The following is a 23,516-nucleotide window of genomic DNA, read 5'->3' as shown; positions in this document are numbered from 1 at the left end:
ACGCGGGGCCGCGCCGATCAGGAAACCTGCTCTGCAGCCTTCTTCTGCATGAGTTCGTAGGCGCGCTCGTACCACTCGTTGCCCGGATAGTTGGCGCCCAGCACCGCCGCGCTCTTCTTCGCTTCCTCGGGCAGGCCGAGCGCCAAGTAGGTCTCGGTCAGGCGATAGAGCGCCTCTGCCGTGTGGCTGGTGGTCTGGTATTCGTCGACGACCTTGCGGAAGCGCATCGTCGCGGCCAGCCACTTGCCGGTCTTCTCGTAGAAGCGACCGACGGTCATTTCCTTGCCGGCAAGGTGATCGTTGACGAGGTCCAGCTTGAGCTTCGCGTCGGCGGCGTAGGCACTTTCGGGATAGCGGCGCATCACGTCGGTCAGCGCGGTCTTGGCCAGCGCGGTCGTCTGCTGGTCACGCTCCACGTCGCTGATCTGCTCGTAGTAGGACAGCGCGATCAGGTAGCTGGCGTAAGGCGCGTCCTTGTTGCCGGGGTGGATCGAAAGGAAGCGCTGCGCCGAGCTGATCGCCTGGGTGTAATCGCGCGCCGCGTAATAGGAGAACGCGCTCATCAGCTGGGCGCGGCGGGCCCACGGCGAATAGGGATGCTGACGCTCCACCTCGTCGAACAGCTGCGCGGCCTGCTTGACCTGCCCGTTGTCGAGCCGCGCCTTGGCCGCGGCGTAGAGCGATTCCACGTCGCGTGCGACGTAGGCGGTGTCCTTCACCTTGGCACCGCCGGCACAGCCCGCGGTCAGCGACATCGCGCCGGCCGCGACGGCGATCGAAAGGATGCGGACGGAACGGCGGAGCGGCGAGTTCGCCGGACGAGGATGCGCAGTCATGCGCCGCCTATAACCTCGCCCCTCGTGAACGCCAAGTGAAGCTTGCGCCGCAATCCCCCGGACGCGTCGGGGACAACTGTTCGCCTGGTTGGGGGCAGGCGTCGTTGGGGGATGCATCCGGCCCGCAAACGCTCTATCAGCGCGGCCAGATGCAAGACACGGTCCCCCGCCGCCAGCCATTTGCCGCCACCGCCGGAACCGCCGCGGGAAAGGGGTGGACCCTCGTGCGCGGCTGGCCCTGGTGGTTCCAGGTGCTGATGGCCGGGCTGGTCGTGCTCGTCGCGTGGCAGACCTGGGCCGCGCCGCCGTGGAAACTGGGCGGGCCGCCGCCGCCGCAGGGGATCGATTTCCTGGCCAGGGACGGCACGCTCATCGCCCATCGCGGGCCGAAGACGGCCAAGCCCATCGACGCCGCCGCCCTGCCCGATCATGTCCGCGAGGCGTTCCTGGCGATCGAGGACCGGCGCTTCTACGAACATTCGGGCATCGACCCCAAGGGGCTGCTGCGCGCCTTGTTCGCCAACGTGCAGGCGGGCGGCGTGGCCGAGGGCGGGTCGACGATCACCCAGCAATACGTCAAGAACGCCTTCCTGACGCAGGACCGCACGCTGGTCCGCAAGGGCAAGGAAATGCTGCTGGCCGACTGGGCCGAGCTGTGGATGAGCAAGAACGAGATCCTCTCGCGCTATCTCGAGCTCTGCTATTTCGGCGAGGGGCAGTACGGCCTCACCGCCGCCGCCCGCTTCTACTTCGACCGGACGCCCGCCGAACTGACGCTGGGCCAGGCGGCGCTGCTGGCGGGCATGGTGAAGGCGCCCTCGCGGCTCTCGCCCACCGTCGACTACGACGCATCGGTCGAACGCATGCGCGTGGTTCTTTCGGCCATGACCTACGCCGGTTTCATCACCGAGGACGAGGCGGAGGCGGTGAGGAACCCGCGCGTGACCCGCGGCGAGGACGAGGACGAGGGGCCGACCGGCACCTGGTTCGTCGACTGGCTGATGCAGGATCTGGGTAAGGATTACCACGGCACCGTCCAGACCACGCTGGAGCCCGAGGCGCAGGCCCGCGCCGAGCGGGTGGTGCGCAACGCGCGGCTGAACGGGGCGGAGGTCGCCCTGCTCGCCATCCGGCCCGACGGTTCGATCGCGGCGATGGTCGGCGGGCGCAAGTGGACGCCAGAGGCGTTCAACCGCGCCACCACCGCCAGGCGCCAGCCCGGCTCCACCTTCAAGCTGTTCGACTATCTCGCCGCGATGCGCAGCGGCATGACGCCCACGACGATGGTCGGCGACAGCCCGATCGACATCGACGGGTGGAAGCCGACCAACGCCTATCGCGGCTTCTACGGCCCGATGCCGCTGTCGCGCGCGTTTGCGATCAGTTCTAATACGGTCGCGATCCGGCTGGCGCAGATGGTCGGCCCCGACAAGGTGATCGAGGCCGCCCGCGACCTCGGCGTCGAGAGCGAGATACCCGAAAGCCCCAGCATGGCGCTGGGCACCGCGACCCTGACGCTAAAGGAACTGGTCGGCGCCTATGCCGCCTTTGCCGGCGGGCGCTACCCGGTCCGCCCCTTCGGCATCGCCGACAGGGGCACGACGGCGCGCTGGCGGCTCGACCGGGATCGCGAATGGGTGCCGATGCTGCAATTGCTCTACGGCGCGGCCAATCGCGGCACCGGCCGCGCCGCGCTGATCGAGGGGCATCCGGTGTTCGGCAAGACCGGCACGTCGCAGGAAGGACGCGACGCGCTCTTCGTCGGCTTTGCCGGCAACATGATCACCGCCGTCTGGGTCGGGCGCGACGACAATGCGCCGATCCCCGGCAACAGCGGCGGCGGCAACCCCGCGCAGATCTGGCGCCAGTTCATGAGCGGGGTGGACCTCGCACCGCTCGAACTGCCGATCAAGGCGGCCGCGATGCAGCGTCCGGTGGCGGCGCGCCCGACCGAGCCGTCGAGCGACATGAGCGAGATCGAGATCGGCAACATCCCGATGGAGGATTTTCCGATGGACCTGCCGGAGGGCATTCCCGACCTTCCCCCCGGCGACGAGATCCTGCTGCCCGGCACCCGTTTCCCCGACGGCGCACCGGCGACCGATCCCGACCTGCCGCCGCCCGGCCAGCCCGATGCCCGCCCCGCCGGACCGCCCTCGGCTCCGCAAAGCCAGCCCGGCCCTGCCGGCGCTGCGCAGCCCCAGTCCCCGTGATCGGCGGCATCCGGCGCGCGACCTGGCTCGCGGGCGGCGTCGTATCGCTGGCGCTGGGCGCGGTCGGCACCGTGCTGCCGCTGTTGCCGACGGTACCCTTCGTCATCCTCGCCGCGTTCTGCTTCGCACGCTCCAGCCCGCGGCTGGAGGCGAAGCTGACGGGTCATCCCCGGTTCGGTCCGCACATCCTGGCCTGGCGCGAAAGGGGCGCCATCAGCCGCAAGGGCAAGCGCGCTGCCCTCGCCGCCTTTGCCGTCAGCACCGTCATCGCTTTCGTCTTCGCACCGATGCCCGCGCCGCTCATCACCGTGGCGGCGGCGGCCATCCTCGGCACATGGATCTGGACCCGGCCCGAAGGCTGACGGGCGGCTCGATGTGGGCCGATCAGGCCCGGACGTATTTCGGCAGTTTGGGCAACGGCCTTCCGAAGCGGTCGGTCGGCAGCATCAGGATGCGGCTCGCCGGGTCATAGCCGAGGAAGCGGACCACCGCCTCGTGCAGCGGCTCGTCGAAGCGGATCCCTGCGTTCTTGCCGTCGAGCCAGACGATCACCCCGCCGACGCGGATGTTGCCCTCCACCTTCAGGTAGATGCGGTCGCTCTCGCTCACCTGGCAGAACGACATCTCGATCATGCAGCCGGTGGTCGACACGTTGTAGAGCACGGCCTTGAAGGTGCGCCCCTCGGTGCGGCACTCGGCCATGCGGTCGGAGTCCAGTCTCTGATTCTCGCGGCGATTCATCGTCTTGGGCCTCCTGCAGGCCAGTATCGCGGCAAGTGATTAATTTTGGGTGTTTTTGGCAAAGGTCGGGCAGCGGAGAAACGCAGCGGCAAGGCCGCGTCGTCGAAGGGCTCGGGGCGGCTTGGGGCCGCCCGGCCCCTGGCCGGAATTCGGCCCGCTCAAGCCTACGCCTGCGCTCGCTGGCGCGATGCTCGACTTAACCCTTGCGGCCTCACTCCTCCCCCATCCTCAGCGCGGCGATGAAGGCTTCCTGCGGGATCGAAACGTTGCCGTATTCGCGCATCCGCGCCTTGCCCTTCTTCTGCTTTTCCAGAAGCTTCTTCTTGCGGGTGATGTCGCCGCCGTAGCATTTCGCGGTCACGTCCTTGCGCAGCGCGGCGATGGTTTCGCGGGCGATGACCTTGCCGCCAATCGCGGCCTGGATCGGGATCTTGAACAAGTGGCGCGGGATCAGGTCCTTCAGCCGCTCGCACATGCCGCGCCCGCGCTCTTCGGCCACCGCGCGGTGGACGATCATCGACAAGGCGTCGACCGGCTCGTTGTTGACGAGGATGCTCATCTTGACGAGATCGCCTTCGCGCAGGCCGATCTGTTCGTAGTCGAAACTGGCATAGCCGCGGCTGATCGATTTGAGCCGGTCGTAGAAATCGAACACCACTTCGTTGAGCGGAAGTTCGTAGGTCACCTGCGCGCGCCCGCCGACATAGGTCAGGTCTCGCTGGATGCCGCGCCGGTCCTGGCACAGCTTCAGGATCGAGCCGAGATACTCGTCGGGCGTGTAGATCGTCGCCTTGATCCAAGGCTCCTCGATCGTTTCGATCCGGCTGGGATCGGGATAGTCGGCCGGGTTGTGCAGGTAGATCTCGCCCGCGTCGTCGGTGCGGCTGGCGCGCAGCTGGATGCGATAGACCACCGACGGCGCGGTGGTGATGAGGTCAAGGTCGTATTCGCGACTCAACCGTTCCTGGATGATCTCGAGGTGCAGGAGGCCGAGGAACCCACAGCGGAAGCCGAAGCCGAGCGCCGCGCTCGATTCCATCTCGAAGGAGAAGCTGGCGTCGTTGAGGCGCAGCTTGGCGATGCTCTCGCGCAGCTTGTCGAAGTCGTTGGCGTCGACCGGGAACAGCCCGCAGAAGACCACCGGCTGCACTTCCTTGTAGCCCGGCAGCGCCTGGGTCGCGCCGCCTTTTACCGTGGTGATGGTGTCGCCGACCTTGGCCTGCTCGACCTCCTTGATCTGCGCGGTGATGAAGCCGATTTCGCCGGGGCCGAGTTCGGGAAGCTCGACGCGCTTGGGCGTGAAGCAGCCGACCCGGTCGATCAGGTGCTCGGTCTGCCCTTGCATGAACTTGACGTTGAGGCCCTTCCTGATGACCCCGTCGATGACGCGGACAAGGATCACGACGCCGAGGTAGGGGTCGTACCAGCTGTCGACGAGCATCGCCTTCAGCGGCGCGGCGCGGTCGCCGCCCGGTGCGGGGATCTTGGCGACGATCTGTTCGAGGATTTCCTCGATGCCGATGCCCGACTTGGCGCTGGCCAGCACCGCGTCGGATGCGTCGATGCCGATGATGTCCTCGATCTCGGTCTTGACCTTCTCCGGCTCGGCGGCGGGAAGGTCGATCTTGTTGATCACCGGCACGATCTCGTGGTCGTGCTCGATCGACTGGTAGACGTTGGCCAGCGTCTGCGCCTCGACCCCCTGCGCCGCGTCGACCACCAGCAGCGCGCCCTCGCACGCGGCGAGGCTGCGGCTCACCTCGTAGGCGAAGTCGACGTGGCCGGGCGTGTCCATCAGGTTCAGCTCGTAGGTCTTGCCGTCCTTCGCGGTGTAGTCGAGGCGCACGGTCTGCGCCTTGATGGTGATGCCGCGCTCCTTCTCGATGTCCATGTTGTCGAGCACTTGCGCGCTCATCTCGCGCTCGGTCAGGCCGCCGGTGAACTGGATCAGCCGGTCGGCCAGCGTCGACTTGCCATGGTCGATATGGGCGATGATGGAGAAATTGCGGATCTGCGCGAGGTCGGTCATGCGCGCGCCATTAGCGGGTGGCAGGGATGATGTCAGCAGGGAACGTTCGCCCCGTCCCTGCCCCCGTCCCTACCCCCGTCCCTACCCAAGTCCATGACCCCGCCCCCGCGGCCGGCCCCGCCCCGGCCTTCGCGGCGCAACGCGGCGGCTGCCCGACCTGCCCAAAAGTTCGCTGTCCGCCCGCCCGCAAACCTGATAGCCGCTGGCTCATGTCATTCACCTATCGCAAGCTCACGTTCGAGGGGCTGACCCTGCGGGTCGGGCAGAGCGGGGCGAGGGCCCCCGCCGATTCGGTGCCGCTGCTGATGCTGAACGGCATCGGCTTCAACGCCGAACTGATGGAGCCGCTGGCCCGCCACTTCGGCAAGCGCCCGATCGTCTGCCCCGACATGCCCGGATGCGGCGATTCGCCCGATCCGGTCGTGCCCTACACGATCCCCGGCCTCGCCAGCGGGCTGGTGGCGATGATGGAACGCGAGTTTCCGGGCCGCAGCTACGACGTGCTCGGCTTTTCGTGGGGCGGCGCGGTGGCGCAGCAGATCGCGGTGACCGCGGCGCGCAAGGTCGAGCGGCTGCTGCTGGTGGCGACGACGTCGGGCCTGCCCCTGCCCTTCGGCAGCGCCGAGGCGATGCGCCGTCTGCTCAACCCGGCCGAATACACCCGACCCGATACGCTGGCCGAAAACTTCATGGCGCTGCTCAGCGAAGGCGGGGCCAGCGCAGGGCTGCTGCGCCGGTTCACCATGCCCAGCCCGCGCGGCGTCGGTTGCCAGGTCGGCGCGCTGGCCGCCTGGACCGCGGCGCCGTTGCTGCCCTTCCTGCGCATGCCGGTGCTGCTGGCCGGTATGGCGGAGGACCAGATCGTCACCATCGCCCACCAGCGCGCCCTCGCCTGCCTGATCCCGCAGGCCGAGACGCTGGAAATCCGGCCCGGCAGCCACCTCCTGCCGCTCGCCGTTCCGGAACGGGTCGGCCCGGAACTGGCCCGTTTCCTCTCGCCCGAAACCGCGTCGTCCCCCGCCTAACGAAAACGCCCCCTTTTCTTTTCCACCCCAGGCGATAGCGTCCGACATCAGGATGATCTGCCAGGGGGAGATGGCTTTGCGTCACATCGCGGTAATCGGTTCGGGTCCGGCAGGTTACTACACGGCGGAAGCCGCGCTGAAGCAGTGGGGCGACGATGTCCGGGTCGACGTTTTCGACCGCCTGCCCGTCCCCTATGGCCTGATCCGCACCGGCGTCGCGCCCGATCACCAGACGATCAAGGCGGTGTCGGACCGCTATGAAAGGACCGCGCTGACCGAAAATGTCCGCTTCGTCGGCAACGTGTCGATCGGCCCGGACGTTACGGTGGAAGAGTTGCAGCGGCTCTACGACGCGGTGGTCATCGCCACCGGCGCGCCGCACGATCGCAGGCTGGGCATTCCCGGAGAGGAGTTGAAGGGCGTCTACGGCAGCGCCGCCTTTGTCGGCTGGTACAATTCGCACCCCCAGTTCCGCACCCTCGATCCCGACCTGTCGGGCCACACCGCAGTCGTCATCGGCATGGGCAACGTCGCGCTCGACGTTGCGCGCATCCTGTCCAAGACAGAGGCCGAGTTCGCCGGATCGGACATCGCCGCCCACGCGCTGGAAAGGCTCAAGGCCTCGAAGCTGCGCAAGATCGTCGTGCTGGGCCGGCGCGGGCCGCACCAGATCATGATGACGCCCAAGGAACTGGGCGAACTGGCGCGGCTCGAACGGGCCAGTCCGCGTGTCGAGGCCGCCGACCTTCCCGAAGAGGGCGAGGACGCTCTGCTGGAGCCGGGCCTGCGCAAGTCGGTCAATCACTTGCGCAGCTTTGCCGCGATCCCCGAACACATCCACGGCGAAAAACCGATCGAGATCGAGTTCGACTTCTACGCCAGCCCCAGAGCCATCGTCGGCACCGACCGGGTGGAGGGGATCGAGGTCGAGCGGACGGAGGTCAGGGCGGGCCGCGCGGTGGGTACGGGCGAAACCTACACGATCCCGTGCAGCCTCGTCGTCAGCTGCATCGGCTACCAGTCGGCGGCGATCCCCGGCGTGCCGTTCGACGAACGCCTGGGCCGCTTCGCCAACGACGAGGGGCGCATCCTCAACGGCCTCTATTGCGTCGGCTGGGCGCGGCGCGGCCCGACGGGGACCATCGGCACCAACAAGCCCGACGGTTTCGCCATCGTCGAGAAGATCGCCGAGGATCTTGCGGCGGGACGGCTGGGCCACGGCGGCAAGCAGGGCCGCGCCGGGTTCGACGCACTCGCCGAACAGCGGGCGCTGGACGTGGTCACGTTCCGCGATTGGAAGAAGATCGAGGAAGCCGAATCCGCCGCCGCGCGCAGCGGCGCCCCGCGCGAGAAGTTCGCCGACGTGGAGGCGATGATCCGGGCGCTGCGGTGATAACGACAATTTGATCGCGGACAGGCAGCCCCTTCGCGAGGAGGTGTGCCGCGATGTTCCAGCGATAGTTCCGGCAAGCGGGCGAACTCATCGATGCCCGCTTCCGGCGGGACGGTCGCGACTGGCTCTACCAGCCGTGGGGCGATGGCCCGGCCTATCGCATGGCGCACGGACGATATCGCGAGAGCCGCGCGGCGCAGCGCCGCTCCACGCGGATCTACACCGCCATATTTCTTGGCGCGGTGCTGGCGATGACGGGGTTCCTGTTCTGGGCCTTCGCCTTCGGTGGGCTTGCCCTGCGCCAGGACATGCTGGACTTCCTCGCTCCGGCGATGGTCGTCTTTCTGGGACCGGTCGCCTGGTTCCTCAACAGCCGAAGCCTAAAGATGATGGACGCGCAGATGGCCCGTCTTCCCGTCGCGACACCGGGCATCACGCGGGCCGAGGCGACACGGCGGACGTTCGCGGACCTGCCCGGCTGGATCGTCTTCCTGCCCACGTTCCTTGCGGCGATGGCGGCCGCTAAAAACGCCAGATGGGCTGAGGTGGTCTCTTTCGCGGACACGGGCTTCTGGACCAGCGTCGCGACCGGCGCGGCGATCACGCTCATGCTGCTGAACCGGCGCTACGCGGCGCGAAAGGCCGCGTAGCGCCTCCGTCGGTTCAGCGTCCGCCGGTCGCCTGGGCGTTGCCCTTGGGCGCGGCGGCGGGCTTGGCCGTGGCGGCGGCGGGGGTGCCCGCGGCCTGCGGCGGCTGCATGCCCTTCAGGGTCGTGCCCAGCCGCATGCCGAAGCCGCGCGCCGCGGCGATGCAGGTCTTGTTGGTGTCGTCGATGTTGCCGAGCAGGACGGGCACCGACTTGCGGTTGATTTGCGTCTCGATCTTGCCGCCGGTGCGCGCTTCGTAGCGGCCCATGAAGTAGCTCATCATGATGCCCATGCGCTCTTTCTTGACCGCGTCCTTTTCCTGCGCGCCGGCGACCATCGCCCAGGTCGCGCAGCGCAGGTCGGGATCGGTCGCGACAGCGGCGGCGGCAGGCTTGGCGGCGGCAGGCTTGGCGGTCTGGGCGGTGGCGATGGCGGGCATGGTGCCGACCGTCACGGTCGCGGCGGCGAGCAGGATTGCGTTCTTGAACGTCATGAAAATAGTCTCCCGTTACCCTGTGCGGGGTATGGCGCAGGTGGGTCTGTCCCGGCGGCGGCTTGGGCCAGCGATGATTGCTACAGGATGAAGCGGCCGCCCGGCCGTTCCTCGATTCGGGTCAGACGCGCATCGGCATCAGCACGTAGAGCGCCGGGCTCTGGTCGTTCTGGCGGATCAGCGTCGGCGAGCCGGCATCGGCAAGGTGCAGTTCGACGTTGTCGCCATCGATCTGCGCCAGGATGTCCTTGAGGTAGTTGGCGTTGAAGCCAATCTCCATCCCCTCGCTCGCATAGGCGGCGGCGATCTCTTCGGCCGCCGTGCCGTTGTCGGGCGATGTGACCGACAGGGTCACCCGGTCGTTGTCGACCGCCATCTTGACCGCGCGGGTCTTTTCGGTGGCGATCGTCGCGACGCGGTCCACGCCCGAGAAGAACGACTTGGGATCGAGCTTCAGGAGCTTGTCGTTGCCCGTCGGAATAACGCGGCTGTAATCCGGGAACGTGCCGTCGATCAGCTTGCTGGTCAGCACGATGCCGCCCGCGCCGCCCAGCGTGAACCGGATCTTGCTGGCCGACAGGTCGACCTGCACGTTGGTGTCGAGCGATTCCTCCAGCAGCTTGCGCAGTTCGGCAACGCATTTGCGGGGCACGATCACGTCGGGCATGCCCTGCGCGCCTTCGGGCCGGGGCAGCGTGAAGCGGGCCAGGCGGTGCCCGTCGGTCGCCGCCGCCTTCAGCAGCGGCTGGCCGCCGGGGCCGTCCTCCGTCGTGTGGAAGAAGATGCCGTTGAGGTAGTAGCGCGTCTCTTCCGTGCTGATCGCGAAACGGGTGCGGTCGATCAGCTGGGCAAGGGTGGCGGCGGGCACCTCGAAACTGGTCGGCAGGTCGCCTTCGACGATGACGGGGAAATCGTCGCGCGGCAGGGTGGGCAGCTGGAACCGGCTGCGCCCGGCCTTCACCACCATGCGGTTGTCGGCGGTCTCCAGGCTGACCTGCGATCCGTCGGGCAGCTTGCGTGCAATGTCGAACAGAAGGTGCGCCGAAACGGTGATTGCGCCGGGGCTTTCCACCGATGCGGCGGGCATCGATTCCACCACCTGCAGGTCGAGGTCGGTCGCCATGACGCGCACGGTGCCGTCGGCCTTCGCCTCGATCAGGACATTGGACAGGATCGGGATCGTGTTGCGGCGTTCCACCACCGACTGCACGTGGCTCAGCGAGTGCAGCAGGGTCGCCCGTTCGATCGTCGCCTTCATTTCAATCAGATCCCCCTGTGCCGGACGCGATCCGAAGGAATCCGACCGGGCAGAAATACGGTCGAACTTTCCTAGCGGATGACCTTGGCCGGACAAGGCGAACGGATCGGGAACAGGTCGATTCTGGGGATAAAACGTCGACCGCCGGGTGCGTTACAGTCGGAAAGTGACGTGCCCCGCATCGTCGATCGGCCAGGCCGGGTTCCACGCGATTTCCCACGCATGGCCGTCGGGATCGGCGACATAGCCGCGAAAACCGCCGTGGGGCGGCGCATCGGCAGGGCGCAGCAGCGTGCCGCCCGCCGCGACCAGCCGATCCAGCAAGGGAATGACAGCGTCCTGCGTCGCGACGTTGTGGGCCAGCGCCACCGCTCCGGGCGCGGCATCGGGCCGCTGCATGTCCTCGGCCAGGGCCGCCCGGTCCCAGATGCCGAGGACGAAGCCGTTCATCTGGTAGAATGCGATGTCGGCCTGTTCGAACACCGGACGCCAACCAAACCCTTCGCCGTAGAAGCGGCGCGAGCGCGCGGCATCGGCGGTGCCGAGGGTCACGACCGCCAGCGATTGCAGCGCGGGCGGACCATCGGCCATCACACCGTCGCCCTCTATACCGTCGCCCCCTACACCATCGCCATCCCGCCGTTGACGTGCAGCGTCTGCCCGGTGACGTAGCCCGCCTCGCGGCTGGCGAGGTAGGCGACCGCCGCGCCGATGTCCTCGCCCTCGCCCATGCGGCCCATCGGGATGCGGCCGTTGAGCGCCGCCTTCTGGTCTTCGGGCAGCACCTCGGTCATCGCGGTGCGGATGAAGCCGGGGGCGACGCAGTTGACCGTGATGTTGCGGCTGGCCAGTTCCTGCGCCAGGCTCTTGCTCATGCCGACAAGGCCCGCCTTGGCCGCGGCATAGTTCATCTGGCCCGGATTGCCGGTGGTGCCGACAACGCTGGTGATCGATATCATCCGGCCGAACTTCGCCTTCATCATCGGGCGGGTCGCGGCGCGCATCAGGCGGAACGCGGCCGACAGGTTGATGTCGAGCACGCTTTGCCAGTCGTCGTCCTTCATCCGCATCATGAGCCCATCGCGGGTGATGCCGGCGTTGTTGACCAGGATGTCGAGCTTGCCGAAAGTGTCGATCGCGGCGGGGACGAGTTCCTCGACCTGCGTCGTGTTCGACAGGTCGCAGGTGATCTCGACGTGATCGCCGCCGACCTCGTCCTGCAACTGTTCGCGAAAGGCGCGCAGCTTTGCCCCGTTCGATCCGGACAGCGCGATGCGCGCGCCCTGCCGCGCCAGGGCCACCGCGATAGCGGAGCCGATCCCGCCGCTGGCCCCGGTGACGAGCGCGGTCATGCCGTCGAGCGAAAACATCTTTTCCATCGTGAGAGCCCCCTAGCTCAGAGTTCCTTGGCGAGCGCTTCGATCTCTTCCATCGAGACCACGCTGGTGACGGTGGCGTCGGGGAAAGACCGCTTGATCATCGGCCCCAGCACCTTGCCGCCAAGTTCGACGAAATGCGTGACGCCGACCTCGCCCATGCCGATCGCACTTTCGCGCCAGCGCACGCGGCCGGTCACCTGCTCGACCAGCAGGCGGTGGATCTGTTCGGGATCGGCGACCGGCTGCGCGGTGACGTTGGCGAAAACCGGCAGGATCGGCACGCCGGGCGGAGTCGCGGTCAGAGCCTTGTCCATCGCCTCTGCCGCCGGGCCCATCAGCGGGCAGTGGAACGGGGCCGAGACCGGCAGCCTGACGCCGCGCTTGATCTCGAAATCCTTGACCATGGCGATGGCCCGGTCGATCGCGGCGGCATGGCCCGACAGGACGACCTGCGTCGGGTCGTTGTCGTTAGCGACGGTGCAGACCTCCTTCGCGCCGGTCGCCGGGTCGGTCGCCGCCGCTTCGGCCAGCTTCGCCGCCTTGTCGATGTCTGCGCCCAGCAGTGCGCACATCGCGCCGACGCCAACCGGCACCGCCGCCTGCATCGCCTGCCCGCGCAGCTTCAGCAGCCGCGCCGTGTCGGCGACCGAGAACGAGCGCGCGGCGCACAGCGCGGTGTATTCGCCAAGGCTGTGGCCCGCGACGTATTCGCCCTTCTCTGCCAGCGAGACGCCGAATTCGCGGCCCAGCACCCGCAGCACGGCCATGGCGTTGGCCATGATCGCAGGCTGCGCATTCTCGGTCAGGGTCAGCGTTTCCTCGGGCCCTTCGGCCATGATCTTCGCAAGGTCCTGCCCCAAGGCGTCGTTCACTTCCTCGAACACTTCGCGGGCGGCGGCGCTGGCGGCGGCGAGATCGGTGCCCATGCCCACCTTCTGGCTGCCCTGGCCGGGGAATACGAAAGCTCTCATCCGATAGTCTCCTCTTGGCCGGAGCGGTTAGGCAGACCGCGCGCGAAGGGCAAGCCCCGCGAAGGCGTCCTAGCCCAGCGAAATGTCGACGATGACACCCTTCTCGAACTTGCCCGCCTTCTTCGCGACGAAATCGTAGAAGCCGGTCAGCGAATCCACCGGCTGATAGAGTTCGAGCATGTGGCCGTACTTCGCAACCGTATCGACAAAGGCGAAGCGGAACCCGTCGTTCATCGCCGCGTCGAGCGCGATGGCGAACCCCTCGGCGCTGAACCGCTCGATCTCCTCGGCGACCGAATCGACGAACAGGGCGACGTGGTGGATGCCTTCGCGCCCCGATCCTTCAGGATAGACGTCGTGAAAGGCGCTGGGCCCCGGATTGTTCTGCTGGACGAACTCCACCATCACCGGCCCCCACTGGCCATAGGCGCTGGTGTGATCCAGTTCGCGCTCCACCCCGCGGTGAACGGCGCGGGCAAGCGGAATGTGCTCGGCCACGAAATAGGGGCCGGAACCGAACAGGTCGTGATGCCGCTGCGCCGCGGCGCGCACGTCGGGCACGAAATAGGCGATCTGGCGGATCGGAAGGTCGTGGCTCATTCTCTGGGCATCCTCTCGGCTCTGGTCCTGCCCTTCGCGTCAGCGCTCGTCGAAGCGGCGCCTGCGGCCGAAGGGGACGACCCTGTTTGCATGATCGTGGCCAATCTGTGCCCTGCCTAAAAAGGGGATGGTGGAACGCGCGCACCAGTCGCGCGCGATGCCCAGCGCGTCGGTGCCGAAGGGGCGGTCGTTCTCTGGCACGTCGCTGACATTGCCGAGCCTGAGGCCGGTGATGCACATCGGCGCGATCACCTGCATCAGGTGGAAGAACAAGCGGTCCACGGCATAGAGATGCTCGCTCACCTCCTCCACCATCACGACATGGTCCGACAGATCGGGCATCAGCGGCGTTCCCGCCAGCATGGCCAGCGTGGTCAGGTTGAACGCGACCGTCGGATCCTTGTCGAAGCCGGGTTCGAGCATCGACGGTTCGATCGCGGCATCCTCTCCGCTCAGCCAGCCGAGCACGCGGGCGATCGCCTCCTCGCCCCGATCGCGCTTTACATCCAGCGGCATCGGCGCATGGACCGGCATGCCGATCCCCGCCTTGTAGAGCGAGCCGAGCAGATACCCGCCGTCGGACGAGCCGAGGAACGCCTTGCGGTCCGCTTCCTTCGAGAGGAACTGCATCGCCGCCTCGCAGATGCGGTTCGACCCGTAGCCGCCGCGCGCGAACCACACCGCGTCGATGCCCGGATCGTTGGCGCAGTCGAGCAGGGCGTGCAGCCGCTGCTCGTCCGTCCCGGCAAAATGCCCCGCTTCGGCAAAGCACTGGTCGTGGAAGATCAGCTCGATGCCGGGAAACCTGCCTGCCACTGCCATGACCGGGGCGACGAGTTCACGCGGAAACGAGGCGGACGGAGCGCAGATGGCGACGCGGATGGTCATCACCGGTGGCTATCCCCCCGTCCCCCGATTGCCAAGCGCGGGCAGAGGCAATAGCCACACCTTCGATGAGCGCCCAGACCCCACCGATCGCCCCCGACGTTTCCGGCCGCCCGTTCTTCTTCTGCGGCATCGGCGGATCGGGCATGCTGCCGCTTGCCTGCATCCTCAACGCGCGCGGGGCGAAGATCGCCGGTTCGGACCGCAGCCGCGACCAAGGCCGCACGCCCGAGAAGTTCGCCTGGCTGGAAGCGCAGGGCATCGCGCTCTTCCCGCAGGACGGCAGCGGCGTGACCAACGCCGAACAGGTCCTCGTCGCCAGCGCCGCGATCGAGGATACCGTCCCCGAAGTCGCGCGGGCCAGGGAACTGGGCTGCCTGCGCGCGAGCCGGGCCGAGCTGCTCTCCGCCCTGTTCAACGCCGCGCCCACCTCCATCGCCATCGGCGGCACCAGCGGCAAGTCGACGGTGACCGGCATGACCGGCTGGATCATGACGCAGGCGGGCACCGACCCGACCATCATGAACGGCGCGGTGATGAAGAACTTCGTCGCCGACGACGTCCCTTTCGCCAGCGCGCGCGCCGGGCGGGGCAAGGTCTTCGTCAGCGAAGTGGACGAAAGCGACGGCTCGATCGCGCTCTACCGCCCCACGGTGGCCGTGCTGCTCAACGTCACGCTCGACCACAAGTCGATGGACGAACTGCGCGTCCTGTTCAGCGACTTCCTCGCGGCCAGCGACGTCGCCGCGATCAACGCCGACGATCCGGAGGCGCTGGCCCTGCTGCCCCGCGCGAAGCGGGCGCTGACGTTCGGCATCACGCAGGAAAAGGCGCAGATCGGCGTGGTCCCCGGCTCCATCGCCGACGGCCCTACGCGGCAGGCGGCGACGCTGGTCGACCGGCACGACGGGCGCGAATACCCCCTCGTCCTCAATGTGCCGGGCCGCCACAACCTGTCGAACGCGCTGGCCGCCATCGCCGGCGCGGTCGCGGCGGGGGTTGCGGTCGGCGACGCGGTGGCGGCGCTGGCCGGCTTTTCCGGGCTGGCCCGCCGGTTCGACGTGGTCGGCACCAGCACCTCCGGCATCGCGGTGATCGACGATTTCGGCCACAACCCCGACAAGGTCCGCGCCACGCTGCGCACCTTGCGGATGCATCCGGGCCGCGTCATCGCCTTCTTCCAGCCGCACGGCTTCGGGCCGATCCGGCAGATGGGACAGGAACTGGCGCAGGTTTTTGCCGAGGAACTGCTTCCCGATGACCGCGTGATCCTGTGCGACCCGGTCTATTTCGGCGGCACCGTCGACAAGTCGGTCGGCAGCGCGGACCTCGCCCAATGGATCGAAAGCGCGGGCGGACACGCCGAACACGTGCCGGACCGGGAAGCCTGCGCCGACCGCATCGTCGCCCTCGCCCGGCCCGGCGACCGGATCGCGGTGATGGGCGCGCGCGACGATACCCTGACCGCCTTTGCCAGGGGCATCCTCGACCGGCTGTGACGCGGAAGCGGGTGGGGCGCCCCTTGCCGGACGCCCCCGAACGTCACGGCTCGCGCGTCACTTGCCCGCTTCGTGCCAGTGGCCAAGGTCGCTGGTCGAATCCTCGATCAGCCCGTTGAATTCCTTGTCGAGCGTTTCGAACGCCTCCTTCGAGCCCATCTTCCTGATCGCCGCGTCCATCCACTTCGCTTCGCCGGACGAGGTCTTGAAGTCGAGTTCGGCCATGCCGCCTTCGAGCGGGATGATCGCCATGATCGGCCATTCGCCCGACATCATGTGGTACAGCTGCACCGGCTTCTGCCCGGCCGAGGCGGTGATCTCGTCGTAGGTCTTCATGATCTCGGAGAAGCGGTCGAACTTCCCGTCCTCCAGCTTCAGGTAGACCACGCGCACCGAATGGCGCGCCGGATCGGCTTCGACCTTGGTCTGCGCGGTGGCCGGACTTGCCGTTGCAAGGCACAGCCCCGCGATGATCCCCAAGATCGGCACAAGTCGTTGCTTTGTCATGATAAGCCCCTCTTCAGTCCCTAACGGTGGCGTGAATGGACCACATCTCGGCGAGTCGGACCAAGCAATTCAGGAGCAATTTCACATCAACTTGTAATACCATGACTTTCTACTTTGCGTTATTTTGCAGTTGCGAAGCGATCAAGTTATTTTCCTACTCCTGCTGCCGTTGCTAACAACCGGCTGATGCGACACCGGTTTGCCCTCCCGTCCCTTGCCCGAAGCGCTCTTGCCGGCGGGCGGCCGGTGTCGCCTGTCGCCTGCGCCCGTACATGGCGCAAACGCGCGGTTCGTCGCGCCGTGCGCCAGGTGACATGGTGTCGCCTTTGTCACCCTCAGCGTGTCCGGGGCCGATGCTCGCGCTTGCATTTGCGGGCGGAACCTGTATGGGCCGCACCTTCCCTGCCGTCCCGCGGGGAAAGCAGAAGGCCGGAGGGGCCTTGCACATCCGGTGCAAAGGTCAGCCGATCGGCAGGAATACAAGGACGAAGCACATGCCGCTTTACGAGCATGTGTTCCTTGCGCGTCAGGACCTGAGCCAGGCTCAGGTCGATGCGCTTGCGAACACCGCTACCGAAATCGTCGAGGCCAACCAGGGCAAGGTCACCAAGATGGAGACCTGGGGCCTGAAGAACCTCGCCTACAAGATCGAGCGCAACCGCAAGGCTCACTTCGTGATGCTGAACATCGACGCCCCCGCCGGTGTCGTAGCGGAACTCGAACGCCAGACCCGTATCAACGAAGACGTCATTCGCTACATGACCGTCCGTGTCGACGAACACGAGGAAGGTCCCTCGGTGATGATGCGCAAGAACGATCGCGAACGCCGCGGTCGGAGGGAGCAGCGCTGATGGCCCGCCCGTTTTTCCGCCGCCGCAAGTCTTGCCCGTTCTCGGCCAAGAACGCCCCCGCGATCGACTACAAGGACGTGCGCCTGCTGCAGGGCTTCATGTCCGAGCGTGGCAAGATCGTGCCGAGCCGGATCACCGCCGTGTCCGCCAAGAAGCAGCGCGAGCTGTCGAAGGCGATCAAGCGCGCGCGCCAGATCGGCCTCATGCCCTACGTCGTGAAGTAAGGAGCGGCCATCATGGATATCATCCTGCTCGAACGCATCGAGAAGCTCGGCTCGATCGGTGACGTCGTCACCGTGAAGGACGGCTACGCCCGCAACTACCTCCTTCCCGAGAAGAAGGCCCTGCGCGCCAACGCTGCCAACAAGAAGGTCTTCGAAGCCAACCGCGACCGTCTCGAGGCCGAAAACGCCGAGCGTCGCAGCGACGCCGAGAAGGCGGGCGAGAAGATCAACGGCACCGAGATCGTCCTGATCCGCGCCGCTTCGAACGCCGGCCAGCTCTACGGCTCGGTCAACGTCCGCGACGTCACCGCCGCGCTGAAGGACAAGGGCTTCGACGTCGACAAGAAGCAGGTCGTCATGGGCTCGCCGATCAAGACGATCGGCATGTTCGACGTGACCCTCGCGCTGCACCCCGAAGTGCGCGTGACGATCAAGGCGAACGTCGCCCGTTCGGACGACGAGGCCACGCTGCAGAGCGAAGGCGTCGACGTGCTGGCCGCGATGTTCGAGGAAGAGGCACAGGACAAGGGCGGCTTCACCGAAGCCTTCGATCCGAACGCCGAACCCGGCGAGATCCTGATCGAGGACGAAGTCGAAGGCGACGAGGCGTAAGCCTTTCGCCAGCGACGGCCCGAACGAAAAAGGGCGCGGCAGGGAAACCCGCCGCGCCCTTTTTTCGTGGGCCAGCCGATCAGGCCGGCATCTTCCAGTCGTCCATCGTCGTCACCGTGGCGTCGCTGCGGACCAGCGTCTTGCCCTGCGTCTGCCCGCTCATCAACCGGATGAAGGCATCGGGCGCGCTCTCCAGCCCGGTCGACACGTTCTCGGTCGCGACCAGCTTGCCGTGGCGCACCCAGTCGCCCAGCGCATCCTCCGCCTCGTGCAGCATGTCCATCGCCTCGTAGGCCAGGAAGCCGCGCATGGTGATGCGGTTGACCAGCACCTGCCACAGGTTGCGGATGGGATACTGTTCGGTCTGGTTGTTGTAGTTGGCGATCATCCCGCAGACCGGGATGCGCCCGAACGCCTTCATCCGCGGCAGCACCGCATCCAGCGTCGCGCCGCCGACGTTCTCGAAATAGAGGTCGATGCCGTTCGGGAAGTGCCGGTCGATCTCGGCACCGAGATCATCGCAGTTGCGATAGTCGATGGCCCCCTGGAAACCGAGTTCGTCGATGATCGTGCGGACCTTGTCGGGCGAGCCGACAGTGCCGACGACGCGGTTGCCCGACAGCCTCGCGATCTGCCCCGCGACCGAACCGACCGCACCCGCCGCAGCGCTGACCAGCACTTCGTCGCCGTCGCGCATCTCGCCGTATTTCTTGAGCCCGACATAGGCGGTGATCCCCGACCAGCCGATCGCCCCCATGTACGGCGTCAGCGGAAGATCGGACGACACGCGGACATTCTCGAACCCGACGGTGTCGGGCTTCAGGATCGAATGCGATTCCCAGCCGAGAAAGGCGCGGCCGTAGTCCCCTTCGCGGAAACCGGGATTGCGGGACTTGATGACGCGGCCCAGCGCCATCGCCGGGATCAGTCCGCCGATGGGAATCGGCGGCATGTAACTTTTCACGTCGTCCATCATGCCACGGATCGCGGGATCGATCGCGTAGACGAGGTTCTCGATGAGCACCTCGCCCTCGCCCAGTTCCGGGATATCGACTTCCTCGCTGCAAAAATTGGCCGCGACCGGCACGTTGGTCGGGCGCGATGCGAGTACGATGCGTCGGTTCTTCATGTGTCTCTCTCCGTCCGGGTCGGGCTCGCTCAATCCATCAGTCCGCGCGGGTTCACCGCATCGAACTTGGTCACGTCCATCGCGACCTTGTCGCCCCAGCTTTCGAGCAGCTTGCCGACATGCGGTGTTGACAGGTGGTTGGTCAGTGCATCCTGCGTGGCCCACCGTTCGAAGGCGAGGATCGTTCCCTTGGCCCGGTCGTCGATGGCGAAGTGGTAATCGATGCAGCCCTCTTCCTGCAGCGTCGCGGGGCGCAGCGCGCACAGCGCGTCGTAGAGCGCTTCGACTTGTGCGGGGTCGGTCTGGATGTGGCCGGCGACGACGATCATGGCATGCAATCCTCTTCCAGGGTCGGGACCGGCGATGCGCCTTCCGACAGCTCGTGCGTTTCCGGCACGTTAGCGCGCCCGCCCCATACATCGACTAGGAGATTGCACAGGCCTTGCGCGCACGGCGCGCGCGCCGGCCGCGCGAGCCCGCCACCTTCAGTCGGGCTGGCGACCGGGCAGATCGGCGGTGAGCGCTTCGGCCCACGCCGCCGCCAGCGCGGCACGCCCCTCGCTGTCCGGCATCGCCAAACCGACGGTCCGGCGAAAGTCGTAATCGCGCAGCGGGATCGCCACGACGCCATCGCCCGCCAGGGAAACGGGCCCGGTGGTAACGGCGAACCCTTCCCGCACCATCGCCAGGCATCGGTCCTCGTTGGCGCTTCGCATCAGGAAGTGCGGCCTGATCCCGCGTGCGGTGAAGAACTTGCTGGTCTCGGTCAGCAGTTCGCAGGACCGCCTCGCGATCATCGTCTCGCCTGAAAGTTCTTCCGCTTCCAGTTCGTCGCGGCCTGCCAGCGGATGGCGCGACGAGAGGAGCACGGCGTAACCTTCGTCGAGCGCCGGCTCGTCGGCTTCGCCGTGCCGCATCAGGCATATCGCGCCATCAATCTGTCGTTCGCCCAGCCGTCGGCGCAGGTCGGAGTCGCTGCCCTCAATCAGGATCAGCGGCCGCTCGTCGCCCAAGCTCTTGCGCAGCCCCGCGATGAGGCCGGTGGGCAGCGAGGAGAGTATGCCGACGGTCAGCGGCTGGGCTGGCACCTGTCCGGATGCGAGCTCGGTTTCCGCCGCCCGGAACCGGCTTTCGATCGAGCGTGCCTGTGCCAGCAGCCGGTGGCCTGCATCGGTCAACCGCAGTTCGCGCCGACCGCGCTCCCTCACCCGCAGGATCAGCGTCGTGCCGAGCAGTCGCTCCATCTCGGCCAGGCTTGCCGAGAGCGTCGGTTGCGTGAGATTGAGTCGCCGAGCCGCGGCCGTGACCGCGCCCGTTTCGGCAAGCGCGATGAAATGCCGCAGGTGCGTCCGCTTCAACATTGATAAAATCTATCCTCGGGCTGCGCATAAATCAATTTTCATCGTGATTTTCGATTGTGCTATCGGTTGCGGAAACGAGGAGAGATGCCGAGATGCGTGCAACCCCGGAATTCGATTACGGCTTGTCAGAGGCCGCGATGATGATCCGCGAAACGACGGCACGCTTCGCTGACGAGAAGATCGCGCCCCTGGCCGCGCGGATTGATGCGGAGGATTGGTTCCCGCGCGACGAGTTGTGGCAGGCCATGGGCGAGCTCGGCCTTCACGGCATCACGGTGGAGGAGGAGTTCGGCGGCCTTGGCCTCGGTTATCTGGAACATGTCGTCGCGGTAGAGGAAGTGAGCCGCGCCTCGGCCTCCGTCGGCCTGTCCTATGGTGCCCACTCGAACCTGTGCGTCAACCAGATCCGACGCTGGGGCAATCCGGACCAGAAGGCGAAATATCTCGCCAGGCTGGTCTCGGGAGAGCATGTCGGAAGCCTCGCGATGTCGGAAGCCAATGCCGGTTCGGACGTCGTCTCGATGAAGCTCAAGGCCGACAAGGTCGCTGGCGGCTACCGGTTGAACGGCACCAAGTTCTGGATCACCAACGCGGCCCATGCCGACACGCTGGTCGTCTATGCGAAGACCCTGCCCGACGGCGGGTCGAAAGGCATCACCGCCTTCATCATCGAAAAGGACATGCCCGGCTTCGCCATCGGCCAGAAGATCGACAAGATGGGCATGCGCGGCTCCCCCACCGCCGAACTGGTCTTCGACGACTGTTTCGTGCCCGACGAAAACGTCATGGGACCGCTGAACGGCGGGGTGAAGGTGCTGATGAGCGGCCTCGACTACGAGCGCGTGGTCCTCTCCGGCATCCAGACCGGCATCATCCAGGCCTGCCTCGATGTCGTCATCCCCTATGTGCGAGAACGCAAGCAGTTCGGCCAGGCGATCGGCGCGTTCCAGCTGATGCAGGCCAAAGTCGCCGACATGTACGTCGCCCTGCAATCGGCGCGCACCTACATCTACGCGGTCGCCCGTGCCTGCGATGCCGGGCAGACCACCCGCTTCGATGCCGCCGGGGCAATCCTCCTCGCCTCGGAAAGCGCCTTTCGCGCGGCGGGTGAAGCAGTCCAGGCGCTCGGCGGGGCCGGCTACACGAAGGACTGGCCGGTCGAGCGATTCCTGCGCGATGCCAAGCTGCTCGACATCGGCGCGGGCACGAACGAGATCCGCCGCATCCTGATCGGCCGCGAACTGATCGGGGCCGCGTGATGAGCGCGCCGGTCCTTTCCACCAGCATCGACCTCGCCAGTCCCGAGGCACAGGCCCGCACCGCCCACAACCGCGCCCTTGCCGCCGAACTGCGCGATCGGGTCGCGAAGGCCGCGCTTGGCGGCGACGAGCGCAGCCGCGACCGTCACGTGTCGCGCGGCAAGCTCCTTCCGCGCGACCGGGTCGAAGCCTTGCTCGACCCCGGGTCGCCCTTCTTGGAGATCGGCCAGCTCGCGGCAGGCGGCATGTACGATGACGAGGTGCCCGGCGCGGGCATCATTGCCGGCATCGGCCGCGTTTCCGGGCGCCAGTGCATGATCTTTGCCAACGACGCCACGGTGAAGGGCGGGACCTATTTCCCGATGACCGTGAAGAAACACCTGCGCGCGCAGGAGATCGCATCGGAAAACCGCCTCCCCTGCATCTATCTCGTCGATTCGGGCGGAGCCAACCTGCCCAACCAGGCCGAGGTCTTTCCCGACCGCGATCATTTCGGCCGGTTCTTCTACAACCAGGCCAACATGTCGGCGCGCGGCATTCCGCAAATCGCCAGCGTCATGGGATCGTGCACCGCCGGCGGAGCCTACGTCCCGGCGATGTCGGACGAGACCGTGATCGTGAAGGAACAGGGCACGATCTTTCTCGCCGGGCCGCCGCTGGTCCAGGCCGCGACGGGCGAAGTCATCTCGGCCGAAGACCTCGGCGGCGGCGACCTTCATGCCCGCAAGTCCGGCGTGGTCGATCACCTGGCCGAAAACGACGAACACGCGCTGACCATCGTTCGCGACATCGTCAGTCATCTCGGCCCACCGTTGGATGCCGGCATCGCGCGACGCGAACCGCGCGCTCCGAAATACCCCGCCGAAGACCTCTACGCGATCGTGCCAGAGGACGTGCGTGCGCCCTATGATGTCCACGAAGTGATCGCGCGCCTTGTCGATGCGTCCGAATTCCACGAATTCAAGCCGCTTTACGGCAACACGCTCGTCTGCGGCTTCGCGCATGTCCACGGGTTGCCGGTCGCCATCCTCGCCAACAACGGCGTGCTTTTTTCCGAAAGCGCGCAGAAGGGCGCGCATTTCGTGGAGCTTGCGTGCCAGCGGCGCGTTCCGCTCCTGTTCCTGCAGAACATCTCGGGCTTCATGGTCGGCGGCAAGTACGAGGCCGAAGGCATCGCCAAGCACGGCGCCAAGCTGGTGACGGCGGTTGCCACCGCCACGGTGCCGAAAATCACCGTGCTGATCGGCGGATCGTTCGGGGCTGGCAACTACGGCATGTGCGGCCGCGCCTATCAGCCGCGCTTCCTGTTCACGTGGCCCAATTCGCGCATCTCGGTGATGGGCGGCGAACAGGCGGCCTCCGTCCTCGCCACCGTGCACCGCGACGCCGCGTCGTGGACGCCGGAGCAAGCGGACGCGTTCAAGGCGCCGATCCGGCAGAAGTACGAGGACGAGGGCAACCCCTATTACGCGACAGCCCGCCTGTGGGACGATGGCGTGATCGATCCGGTCCAGACGCGCGACGTGCTCGGCCTCGCGCTCGAAGCCTGTCTCGAAGTGTCGATACCGGACCGTCCGGCCTTCGGCGTGTTCCGGATGTGACGG

The 23,516-nt window shown here is 66.9% G+C and carries 25 protein-coding genes; 11 read left to right on the top strand and 14 right to left on the bottom strand.

All coding sequences use genetic code 11. From position 1 onward, the window contains the following. Positions 1–17: 17 nt before the first annotated feature. Positions 18–836, bottom strand: a complete 819-nt coding sequence (locus tag J2X37_RS08420; RefSeq protein ID WP_310019955.1) for an outer membrane protein assembly factor BamD — start codon at positions 834–836, stop codon at positions 18–20. A gap of 149 nt (positions 837–985) precedes the next feature. Here J2X37_RS08420 and J2X37_RS08415 point away from each other — a divergent pair, with 149 nt between their 5' ends. Both J2X37_RS08415 and J2X37_RS08410 read left to right on the top strand, forming a co-directional pair. Then, entirely contained in the window at positions 986–3,049 is a 2,064-nt protein-coding gene (locus tag J2X37_RS08415) for a transglycosylase domain-containing protein (protein WP_310019953.1), read from the top strand. A gap of 8 nt (positions 3,050–3,057) precedes the next feature. After that, positions 3,058–3,411, top strand: coding sequence for a YbaN family protein (locus J2X37_RS08410; protein ID WP_310020357.1), 354 nt, complete (start codon positions 3,058–3,060; stop codon positions 3,409–3,411). A gap of 22 nt (positions 3,412–3,433) precedes the next feature. On the opposite strand, the gene J2X37_RS08405 is transcribed toward J2X37_RS08410, so the two are convergent. Continuing rightward, entirely contained in the window at positions 3,434–3,790 is a 357-nt protein-coding gene (locus J2X37_RS08405; RefSeq protein ID WP_310019951.1) for a PilZ domain-containing protein, read from the bottom strand. Positions 3,791–4,001: 211 nt separating this feature from the next. Further along, positions 4,002–5,819 carry a translation elongation factor 4 gene (gene lepA, locus J2X37_RS08400; RefSeq protein ID WP_310019949.1) on the bottom strand — a complete coding sequence of 606 codons (1,818 nt, stop codon included), beginning with the start codon at positions 5,817–5,819 and terminating at the stop codon, positions 4,002–4,004. Between the two features lie 209 nt (positions 5,820–6,028). On the opposite strand from lepA, the gene J2X37_RS08395 reads away from it, so the two are divergent. The 3 genes from J2X37_RS08395 to J2X37_RS08385 all read left to right on the top strand — a co-directional run bounded on the left by J2X37_RS08395 (position 6,029) and on the right by J2X37_RS08385 (position 8,887). Then, positions 6,029–6,844 carry an alpha/beta fold hydrolase gene (locus J2X37_RS08395; RefSeq protein WP_310019947.1) on the top strand — a complete coding sequence of 272 codons (816 nt, stop codon included), beginning with the start codon at positions 6,029–6,031 and terminating at the stop codon, positions 6,842–6,844. 76 nt (positions 6,845–6,920) lie between these two features. Continuing rightward, positions 6,921–8,237, top strand: coding sequence for an FAD-dependent oxidoreductase (locus J2X37_RS08390; RefSeq protein WP_310020355.1), 1,317 nt, complete (start codon positions 6,921–6,923; stop codon positions 8,235–8,237). 161 nt (positions 8,238–8,398) lie between these two features. After that, a complete protein-coding gene (locus J2X37_RS08385) occupies positions 8,399–8,887 on the top strand; it encodes a hypothetical protein (RefSeq protein ID WP_310019945.1) in 489 nt (162 codons plus the stop codon). Positions 8,888–8,900: 13 nt separating this feature from the next. On the opposite strand, the gene J2X37_RS08380 is transcribed toward J2X37_RS08385, so the two are convergent. From J2X37_RS08380 to J2X37_RS08350, 7 genes are all read right to left on the bottom strand, one after another. Continuing rightward, positions 8,901–9,377, bottom strand: coding sequence for a hypothetical protein (locus tag J2X37_RS08380; protein ID WP_310019944.1), 477 nt, complete (start codon positions 9,375–9,377; stop codon positions 8,901–8,903). A gap of 121 nt (positions 9,378–9,498) precedes the next feature. Then, on the bottom strand, positions 9,499–10,635 hold the full coding sequence (gene dnaN, locus J2X37_RS08375; protein WP_310019942.1) for a DNA polymerase III subunit beta: 1,137 nt from the start codon (positions 10,633–10,635) through the stop codon (positions 9,499–9,501). Positions 10,636–10,788: 153 nt separating this feature from the next. Next, the gene (locus J2X37_RS08370; protein WP_310019939.1) at positions 10,789–11,226 is read right to left on the bottom strand and encodes a VOC family protein; all 438 of its coding nucleotides are present in this window, start codon (positions 11,224–11,226) and stop codon (positions 10,789–10,791) included. A gap of 29 nt (positions 11,227–11,255) precedes the next feature. Beyond that, positions 11,256–12,005, bottom strand: a complete 750-nt coding sequence (gene fabG, locus J2X37_RS08365; protein ID WP_310020352.1) for a 3-oxoacyl-[acyl-carrier-protein] reductase — start codon at positions 12,003–12,005, stop codon at positions 11,256–11,258. 26 nt (positions 12,006–12,031) lie between these two features. Then, positions 12,032–12,985, bottom strand: a complete 954-nt coding sequence (locus tag J2X37_RS08360; RefSeq protein ID WP_310019937.1) for an ACP S-malonyltransferase — start codon at positions 12,983–12,985, stop codon at positions 12,032–12,034. A 69-nt stretch (positions 12,986–13,054) separates the two neighbouring features. Beyond that, a complete protein-coding gene (locus J2X37_RS08355) occupies positions 13,055–13,585 on the bottom strand; it encodes a VOC family protein (RefSeq protein ID WP_310019934.1) in 531 nt (176 codons plus the stop codon). A 39-nt stretch (positions 13,586–13,624) separates the two neighbouring features. Further along, positions 13,625–14,473, bottom strand: coding sequence for an LD-carboxypeptidase (locus J2X37_RS08350; RefSeq protein ID WP_310019932.1), 849 nt, complete (start codon positions 14,471–14,473; stop codon positions 13,625–13,627). Positions 14,474–14,538: 65 nt separating this feature from the next. On the opposite strand from J2X37_RS08350, the gene J2X37_RS08345 reads away from it, so the two are divergent. After that, positions 14,539–15,969 (top strand): glutamate ligase domain-containing protein, encoded by a 1,431-nt coding sequence (locus J2X37_RS08345; RefSeq protein ID WP_310019929.1) that lies wholly within the window; start codon positions 14,539–14,541, stop codon positions 15,967–15,969. 57 nt (positions 15,970–16,026) lie between these two features. On the opposite strand, the gene J2X37_RS08340 is transcribed toward J2X37_RS08345, so the two are convergent. Next, positions 16,027–16,476, bottom strand: a complete 450-nt coding sequence (locus tag J2X37_RS08340; RefSeq protein WP_310019927.1) for a hypothetical protein — start codon at positions 16,474–16,476, stop codon at positions 16,027–16,029. Between the two features lie 494 nt (positions 16,477–16,970). Here J2X37_RS08340 and rpsF point away from each other — a divergent pair, with 494 nt between their 5' ends. From rpsF to rplI, 3 genes are read left to right on the top strand one after another with little or no spacing between them, the layout of a single operon-like run. Beyond that, positions 16,971–17,327, top strand: a complete 357-nt coding sequence (gene rpsF / locus J2X37_RS08335; RefSeq protein ID WP_310019926.1) for a 30S ribosomal protein S6 — start codon at positions 16,971–16,973, stop codon at positions 17,325–17,327. Then, positions 17,327–17,551 carry a 30S ribosomal protein S18 gene (gene rpsR, locus J2X37_RS08330; RefSeq protein WP_310019924.1) on the top strand — a complete coding sequence of 75 codons (225 nt, stop codon included), beginning with the start codon at positions 17,327–17,329 and terminating at the stop codon, positions 17,549–17,551. The genes rpsF and rpsR overlap by 1 nt, the downstream gene beginning before the upstream one ends. Before the next feature lie 12 nt (positions 17,552–17,563). After that, positions 17,564–18,163 carry a 50S ribosomal protein L9 gene (rplI, locus tag J2X37_RS08325; RefSeq protein WP_310019922.1) on the top strand — a complete coding sequence of 200 codons (600 nt, stop codon included), beginning with the start codon at positions 17,564–17,566 and terminating at the stop codon, positions 18,161–18,163. A 79-nt stretch (positions 18,164–18,242) separates the two neighbouring features. Here the strand turns inward: rplI and J2X37_RS08320 are convergent, their stop codons facing one another. The 3 genes from J2X37_RS08320 to J2X37_RS08310 all read right to left on the bottom strand — a co-directional run bounded on the left by J2X37_RS08320 (position 18,243) and on the right by J2X37_RS08310 (position 20,653). Further along, a complete protein-coding gene (locus tag J2X37_RS08320) occupies positions 18,243–19,292 on the bottom strand; it encodes an NADP-dependent oxidoreductase (protein WP_310019919.1) in 1,050 nt (349 codons plus the stop codon). A 29-nt stretch (positions 19,293–19,321) separates the two neighbouring features. Continuing rightward, positions 19,322–19,621 (bottom strand): putative quinol monooxygenase, encoded by a 300-nt coding sequence (locus tag J2X37_RS08315; protein ID WP_310019916.1) that lies wholly within the window; start codon positions 19,619–19,621, stop codon positions 19,322–19,324. 156 nt (positions 19,622–19,777) lie between these two features. Further along, complete coding sequence (locus tag J2X37_RS08310) at positions 19,778–20,653, bottom strand: LysR family transcriptional regulator (RefSeq protein ID WP_310019914.1); 876 nt, start codon at positions 20,651–20,653, stop codon at positions 19,778–19,780. 92 nt (positions 20,654–20,745) lie between these two features. On the opposite strand from J2X37_RS08310, the gene J2X37_RS08305 reads away from it, so the two are divergent. Continuing rightward, on the top strand, positions 20,746–21,912 hold the full coding sequence (locus J2X37_RS08305; RefSeq protein ID WP_310019912.1) for an isovaleryl-CoA dehydrogenase: 1,167 nt from the start codon (positions 20,746–20,748) through the stop codon (positions 21,910–21,912). Further along, positions 21,912–23,513: a carboxyl transferase domain-containing protein gene (locus J2X37_RS08300; RefSeq protein ID WP_310019910.1), complete on the top strand. Its 1,602-nt coding sequence runs from the start codon at positions 21,912–21,914 to the stop codon at positions 23,511–23,513. The genes J2X37_RS08305 and J2X37_RS08300 overlap by 1 nt, the downstream gene beginning before the upstream one ends. Positions 23,514–23,516 lie beyond the last annotated feature (3 nt).

Origin of the sequence: Croceicoccus sp. BE223 (genome assembly GCF_031457155.1) — a bacterium.
Taxonomy (GTDB): domain Bacteria; phylum Pseudomonadota; class Alphaproteobacteria; order Sphingomonadales; family Sphingomonadaceae; genus Croceicoccus.
This window is presented reverse-complemented; position numbering and strand designations above follow the sequence as displayed.

Excerpts from the sequence above, each read along its gene's own strand:
- J2X37_RS08420 (WP_310019955.1), bottom strand. The coding sequence starts at position 836 with ATGACTGCGCATCCTCGTCCGGCGAACTCGCCGCTCCGCCGTTCCGTC.
- J2X37_RS08415 (WP_310019953.1), top strand. The coding sequence starts at position 986 with ATGCAAGACACGGTCCCCCGCCGCCAGCCATTTGCCGCCACCGCCGGA.
- J2X37_RS08405 (WP_310019951.1), bottom strand. The coding sequence starts at position 3,790 with ATGAATCGCCGCGAGAATCAGAGACTGGACTCCGACCGCATGGCCGAG.
- lepA (WP_310019949.1), bottom strand. The coding sequence starts at position 5,819 with ATGACCGACCTCGCGCAGATCCGCAATTTCTCCATCATCGCCCATATC.
- J2X37_RS08395 (WP_310019947.1), top strand. The coding sequence starts at position 6,029 with ATGTCATTCACCTATCGCAAGCTCACGTTCGAGGGGCTGACCCTGCGG.
- J2X37_RS08385 (WP_310019945.1), top strand. The coding sequence starts at position 8,399 with ATGGCGCACGGACGATATCGCGAGAGCCGCGCGGCGCAGCGCCGCTCC.
- J2X37_RS08380 (WP_310019944.1), bottom strand. The coding sequence starts at position 9,377 with ATGACGTTCAAGAACGCAATCCTGCTCGCCGCCGCGACCGTGACGGTC.
- dnaN (WP_310019942.1), bottom strand. The coding sequence starts at position 10,635 with ATGAAGGCGACGATCGAACGGGCGACCCTGCTGCACTCGCTGAGCCAC.
- J2X37_RS08370 (WP_310019939.1), bottom strand. The coding sequence starts at position 11,226 with ATGGCCGATGGTCCGCCCGCGCTGCAATCGCTGGCGGTCGTGACCCTC.
- fabG (WP_310020352.1), bottom strand. The coding sequence starts at position 12,005 with ATGTTTTCGCTCGACGGCATGACCGCGCTCGTCACCGGGGCCAGCGGC.
- J2X37_RS08360 (WP_310019937.1), bottom strand. The coding sequence starts at position 12,985 with ATGAGAGCTTTCGTATTCCCCGGCCAGGGCAGCCAGAAGGTGGGCATG.
- J2X37_RS08355 (WP_310019934.1), bottom strand. The coding sequence starts at position 13,585 with ATGAGCCACGACCTTCCGATCCGCCAGATCGCCTATTTCGTGCCCGAC.
- J2X37_RS08350 (WP_310019932.1), bottom strand. The coding sequence starts at position 14,473 with ATGACCATCCGCGTCGCCATCTGCGCTCCGTCCGCCTCGTTTCCGCGT.
- J2X37_RS08345 (WP_310019929.1), top strand. The coding sequence starts at position 14,539 with ATGAGCGCCCAGACCCCACCGATCGCCCCCGACGTTTCCGGCCGCCCG.
- J2X37_RS08340 (WP_310019927.1), bottom strand. The coding sequence starts at position 16,476 with ATGACAAAGCAACGACTTGTGCCGATCTTGGGGATCATCGCGGGGCTG.
- rpsF (WP_310019926.1), top strand. The coding sequence starts at position 16,971 with ATGCCGCTTTACGAGCATGTGTTCCTTGCGCGTCAGGACCTGAGCCAG.
- rpsR (WP_310019924.1), top strand. The coding sequence starts at position 17,327 with ATGGCCCGCCCGTTTTTCCGCCGCCGCAAGTCTTGCCCGTTCTCGGCC.
- rplI (WP_310019922.1), top strand. The coding sequence starts at position 17,564 with ATGGATATCATCCTGCTCGAACGCATCGAGAAGCTCGGCTCGATCGGT.
- J2X37_RS08320 (WP_310019919.1), bottom strand. The coding sequence starts at position 19,292 with ATGAAGAACCGACGCATCGTACTCGCATCGCGCCCGACCAACGTGCCG.
- J2X37_RS08315 (WP_310019916.1), bottom strand. The coding sequence starts at position 19,621 with ATGATCGTCGTCGCCGGCCACATCCAGACCGACCCCGCACAAGTCGAA.
- J2X37_RS08310 (WP_310019914.1), bottom strand. The coding sequence starts at position 20,653 with ATGTTGAAGCGGACGCACCTGCGGCATTTCATCGCGCTTGCCGAAACG.
- J2X37_RS08305 (WP_310019912.1), top strand. The coding sequence starts at position 20,746 with ATGCGTGCAACCCCGGAATTCGATTACGGCTTGTCAGAGGCCGCGATG.
- J2X37_RS08300 (WP_310019910.1), top strand. The coding sequence starts at position 21,912 with ATGAGCGCGCCGGTCCTTTCCACCAGCATCGACCTCGCCAGTCCCGAG.